The sequence below is a fragment of the Nonomuraea sp. NPDC046570 genome (genome assembly GCF_040645915.1).
GTDB lineage: Bacteria > Actinomycetota > Actinomycetes > Streptosporangiales > Streptosporangiaceae > Nonomuraea.
In genome coordinates this window covers 1-4,408 of the sequence record NZ_JBEYZF010000097.1, presented here as the reverse complement: position 1 = coordinate 4,408, position 4,408 = coordinate 1, and the positions used below count along the sequence as shown (strand labels likewise).

Annotated in this window: 5 protein-coding genes; 4 read left to right on the top strand and 1 reads right to left on the bottom strand. The window is 73.7% G+C overall.

The features are described from left to right. Nucleotides 1–87: 87 nt before the first annotated feature. Nucleotides 88–675 (bottom strand): SAM-dependent methyltransferase, encoded by a 588-nt coding sequence (locus ABZ911_RS42915; RefSeq protein WP_358070402.1) that lies wholly within the window; start codon nucleotides 673–675, stop codon nucleotides 88–90. Nucleotides 676–933: 258 nt separating this feature from the next. Between ABZ911_RS42915 and ABZ911_RS42910 the strand changes: the two genes are divergently transcribed. From ABZ911_RS42910 to ABZ911_RS42895, 4 genes are all read left to right on the top strand, one after another. After that, nucleotides 934–2,406 carry a histidine kinase gene (locus ABZ911_RS42910; protein WP_358070399.1) on the top strand — a complete coding sequence of 491 codons (1,473 nt, stop codon included), beginning with the start codon at nucleotides 934–936 and terminating at the stop codon, nucleotides 2,404–2,406. Then, entirely contained in the window at nucleotides 2,403–3,074 is a 672-nt protein-coding gene (locus ABZ911_RS42905) for a response regulator transcription factor (protein WP_358070397.1), read from the top strand. Before ABZ911_RS42910 ends, ABZ911_RS42905 begins: the two co-directional genes overlap by 4 nt. A 108-nt stretch (nucleotides 3,075–3,182) precedes the next feature. Further along, nucleotides 3,183–3,596 carry a hypothetical protein gene (locus ABZ911_RS42900; RefSeq protein WP_358070394.1) on the top strand — a complete coding sequence of 138 codons (414 nt, stop codon included), beginning with the start codon at nucleotides 3,183–3,185 and terminating at the stop codon, nucleotides 3,594–3,596. Nucleotides 3,597–3,606: 10 nt separating this feature from the next. Continuing rightward, nucleotides 3,607–4,200 carry a phosphoribosylanthranilate isomerase gene (locus ABZ911_RS42895; RefSeq protein ID WP_358070391.1) on the top strand — a complete coding sequence of 198 codons (594 nt, stop codon included), beginning with the start codon at nucleotides 3,607–3,609 and terminating at the stop codon, nucleotides 4,198–4,200. Nucleotides 4,201–4,408 lie beyond the last annotated feature (208 nt).

The window sequence follows — 4,408 nt, the reverse complement described above, 5'->3', positions numbered from 1 at the left end:
AACCGCAATGGCATCCCGGTCCAGGGCAGCAGCCCTGAGCGGGTCACCCAGGACCATCACACTCCCAAATGACCCGCTTAACACCAGTCACCTAGGGCGTCGCGCGTGGAAGACGAAGGCGGGAGGCGCGTTGCGCCAGACCGTACGGCTGACCACGACCTCCTCGAACCGCTCGGCGAGCAGCGCGCGGAAGCGGCGGGCCGGCGGCAACGGGATCGCGTGCAGGTAGGAGAAGGTGGTGAACGCGCCCGCCGGGCCGAGCGAGTCGGCCACCGCCCCCAGCAGGCACTGCTGCAACTCGTCGGGGAAGGCCGCCCACGGCAGCCCGCTCACCACCACGTCCGCGTGCCGGATCCGGCGCTCGCTCAGCAGCGAGGCCAGAGCGGCCGCGTCCCCCTCCACCACGTCCACCGTCGGGAAGCGGTCGGCCAGCAGGCCCGCCAGCCGGGAGTTGAGCTCGATGGCCAGGTGGTGGCCGCGCCCGTCCAGCCTGCGCTGGATCTCCGCGGTGAACGAACCGGTGCCGGGGCCGAGCTCGACCACGATCGGCTCGCCCCTTTCGGGGAGCGGAGCGCACACAGCCGACGCCAGGCGCTGGGAGCTGGGTGCCAGGGCGCCGATCGTCGCGGGGGAGCGCATGAACTGCCCGAGGAAGAGCGCGGTATCACGAGGCATGCACCCGAGCCTACGAGCGACCGGCCACTGACATGATCCCCCTTCAGGACGAACGTCCGGCCACTTGGAGGAGGAACGCTCCTCCTGCCGGAGGAGCAGGCCGCCCGCCCGCGCGGCTACCGTGGTGCCATGCGTTGGCGCGGCTTGGCGATTGACGGCCTGCTGGCCGCGGCGGGGGTCGGACTCGACGTGCTGACCACCTGGCATACCTGGGGCGGCTCTTCGGCATCCGTCTCTTTGTGTACTCTTTACTCCGTCGTGACCGGTCTGCCGATGGCGCTGGTCAGGCACCGGCCGGCGGCCGTCGTCGCCTTCCTGGCCGGCTGGCTGGTCGTCGCCGACCAGGTCGCCCCCTTCACCGCCAACACCGTGCAGATGCTGCTGCTGGTCGCCCTCGGCGCGCTCGCCCACGGCGCGAGCTGGCGGCTCGTCGTCCCGCTCGCCGCGCTCGCCGCGGTCGCGACCGGCTTCAACCTGGCCGACCCCGGCATCGCCTTCACCCGGAACGCCTGGTTCTACTCCGTCGGCGCCGCCGTCGTCCCCGTGATCGTCGGCCGCTACCTGCGCGGCACGGTCCGGCACCTCGACGAGCCCGACGTCACCCCCGACGTGCTGCTCGCCATCGGCGGCGTCGCTCTGGCCGTCCTCGGCACCTGGACCGACTGGGCCGAGGGCAGCGTCCCGGTCTGGGTCGCCGGGTCGCTGGCGGTGATCGGCGGGCTCTCCCTCGGCGTGGCCAGGCGGCTGCCCGGCATCGTCCTGGTGTTCCAGACCGGGCTGCTGATGGCCGCCATCCAGTACCTTCCCCAGGTGAGCACCACCTGCATGGTCCTGGCGCTGATCGCGGTCTGCGTGTTCGCCATGCGGGTCGCCTCCTGGTTCTGGATCGGCCTCGTCTACCTCCTCGCCGCGTTCCTGGCCTCCTCCGCGATCGTCCGCGGCGACGCCGAGATCACGGCGGTGCGCGTCGTCGTGCTGATGGCCATGGTGGCCGCCCCCGTCGCCATCGGCAGGTACCTCGGCGCGCGGGCGTCCGCCGTCGAGTCCGAACGGCTGCGCCTGCGCGAGTCCCAGCGCCTGGCCATCGCCCAGCTCCGCGCCGACCAGCTCGCCGAACGCGAGCGCATCGCCCGCGACGTGCACGACATCGTGGCCCACCACGTGGGCGCGATGGTGCTGCGCGCCGGAGCCGCCCGCTACGCCGCCCCCGAGGGCCCGGTCGCCGACGCGCTCACCGACATCCGCGACGCCGGCCACCAGGCGCTGGAGGACCTGCGCGGACTGCTCGACGTGCTGCGCGACCCGGAACGCGCGCCCGCGCTGCTCGCCGACCCCGCCGACGTGGTGCGCGAGTCCGCCGAGCGGATGACCGCCGCGGGACTCATCGTCGAGCTCGCCCTCGACCCGCGGACCGAACAGGCGCCACTCGTCGCGCGCGCCTCCGCCGCGCGAATCGTCCAGGAAGGGCTGACCAACGTGCTCAAACACGCCGGTCCGGGGACGCCGGTGCGCGTCAGCCTGGCCGTCGGCGACGGCGGCCTCGCCGTCGAGGTGCGCAACGGCCGCCCGCCCGTCACCCGGGAGAGCCTGCCGTCCTCGGGGCAGGGCCTGGCGGGCATGCGGGAGCGGGCCCGCGCGCTCGGCGGCACCCTGTCGGCCGGCCCCGACGCCGAAGGCGGCTGGCGGCTGGCCGTGACGCTGCCCGCCCGCGGCCTGCGGGGCACCACGTGATCCGGGTGCTGGTCGCCGACGACCAGGCGCTGGTCCGCGCCGGCGTGCGAATGCTGCTGCAGGCGGCCGGCGACATGGAGGTCGTCGCCGAGGCCGAGGACGGCGCCGAGGCGGTCCGCCAGGCCGCCGCGCACACGCCCGACGTGATCCTGATGGACCTGCGGATGCCCAGGGTCGACGGCCTGGAGGCGATCAGGCGCGTCCTGGCCGCCCGGCCGGCCGCCAGGATCGTCGTGCTCACCACGTTCGCCGACGACGCCAACGTGTACGCCGCCCTGCGCAGGGGCGCGCTCGGCTTCCTGGTCAAGGACGACGAGCCCGAGCACATGGTCGAGGCCGTGCGCCGGGCCGCCCGCGGCGAGCAGCTGCTCGCGCCGTCGGTGCTGCGCCGGGTGGTCGAGCGCGCGCTCGACGCCGAGGACCGGACCACCCCGCTCGCCTTCGCCCACCTCACCGAGCGGGAGATCGAGGTGCTCGCGCTGGTCGGCACCGGCCTGTCCAACGCGGAGATCGCCGAGGAACTGCACGTCGGGGTCACCACGGTGAAGACGCACGTGGGCGCCGCCATGGAGAAGCTGGGGCTGCGCAACCGGACCCAGGCGGCGGTGGTCGCGCACCGTGCGGGCCTGGTCGGCGCCGACTTCCGGCCGGTGGCACGCGGGCGGTAGTCGCCCGTCCGCCCACAGGATGATCGCCGGGTCCCCCGGCAGGCTGACGACCCCGGCCAGGCCGTACCCGCACGATGTGGCTCTCAGAGTTCTCAGAGAGGAAACATCATGCAGGAGGTAGTGGCTCCGGCCTCACCCCAGGCCCGCCAGGTCTCCACCGGCCTGCTGTACGGCCTGCGCGTCCTCGTCGTCGCCCAGGCCGCCGGGCTCGTCGTGGCCGCCTCGTTCGCCGGTCAGGCCGTCAACGGGGGCGCCGCCCTGGCCGAGACGCACGTCATGGTCGGCATGGTCGTGCACCTGCTGGCGCTGCTGCAGATCGTCGCCGCCGTCCTCGTCTGGCGTCCCGGCCGGGGCGCGGGCTGGCCGGCGCTGGCCAGCCTCGGCCTGTTCCTCATCGGCATGGGCCAGCACTTCAGCTGGGAGGCCCTCGGCACCCACGTGCCCAGCGGCCTGACCCTGTTCGGCCTCACCGTCGCGGTCCTGATCTGGGCCTGGTCGCCGGCAGCCGCCCGCCGCCGCTAGGGTCGCAGGTGTGTACGTCAAGATATGCGGCCTCAGCGAGCCCGAGCACGTCGCCGCGGCCGTCGAGGCGGGAGCCGACGCCATCGGGTTCGTCCTGACCAGGAGCCCGCGGCGGATCACCCCCGCCCGCGCCCGCGAGCTGGCCCGGCGAGTGCCCTCGCACGTGCTCACCGTGGCCGTCTTCAGAGGCGAACCCACCGACGTCGTACGGCAGGCCGTCCTCGAGGCCGGCGTGCGGGCCGTACAGCTCCACGGCGACCACCCGCACGGCGACTTCACCGCGCTGAAGGACCTCGGCCTCACCCTGATCCGCGCCGGAGGCGCCGACACCGACCTTGCCTGCGGCGCCTTCGACGAGGACCTGCTCATCGTCGACGCGCCCCGCCCCGGCTCCGGGGAGCCGTGGGACTGGGCGGCGGTGCGCGGTCGCCCGTCGGGCCGCTGGCTGCTGGCCGGCGGCCTCGACCCGGCGAACGTGGCCGAGGCCGTCGAGGCGGCGGCACCCTGGGGCGTCGACGTCTCCAGCGGCGTGGAGACCGCCCCCGGCGTCAAGGACGCGGACCTGATCAGGAGCTTCCTGGCCGCCGCGCGGCCGAACCCCTAGGCTCGCGTTTCTGCCGGGCTCCACCGCTAACCTCGGCACTGCCATCAGATCTAGTGAGGGGACTGCCGGGTTTACCTGGGAGACGCCGTACACGCTGCCTGCGGGGACGGCCGCTAGGTGACTGGTGTTTTTCTGACGATCTCGCGGTGACCTTTCTCCGTATGCCAGGGTGATCGATGTTGTTGGTCGCCGGGAGCGGGGAGAGGTT

Coding starts and splice junctions, on each gene's coding strand:
- ABZ911_RS42900 (WP_358070394.1), top strand. CDS start 3,183: ATGCAGGAGGTAGTGGCTCCGGCCTCACCCCAGGCCCGCCAGGTCTCC.
- ABZ911_RS42915 (WP_358070402.1), bottom strand. CDS start 675: ATGCCTCGTGATACCGCGCTCTTCCTCGGGCAGTTCATGCGCTCCCCC.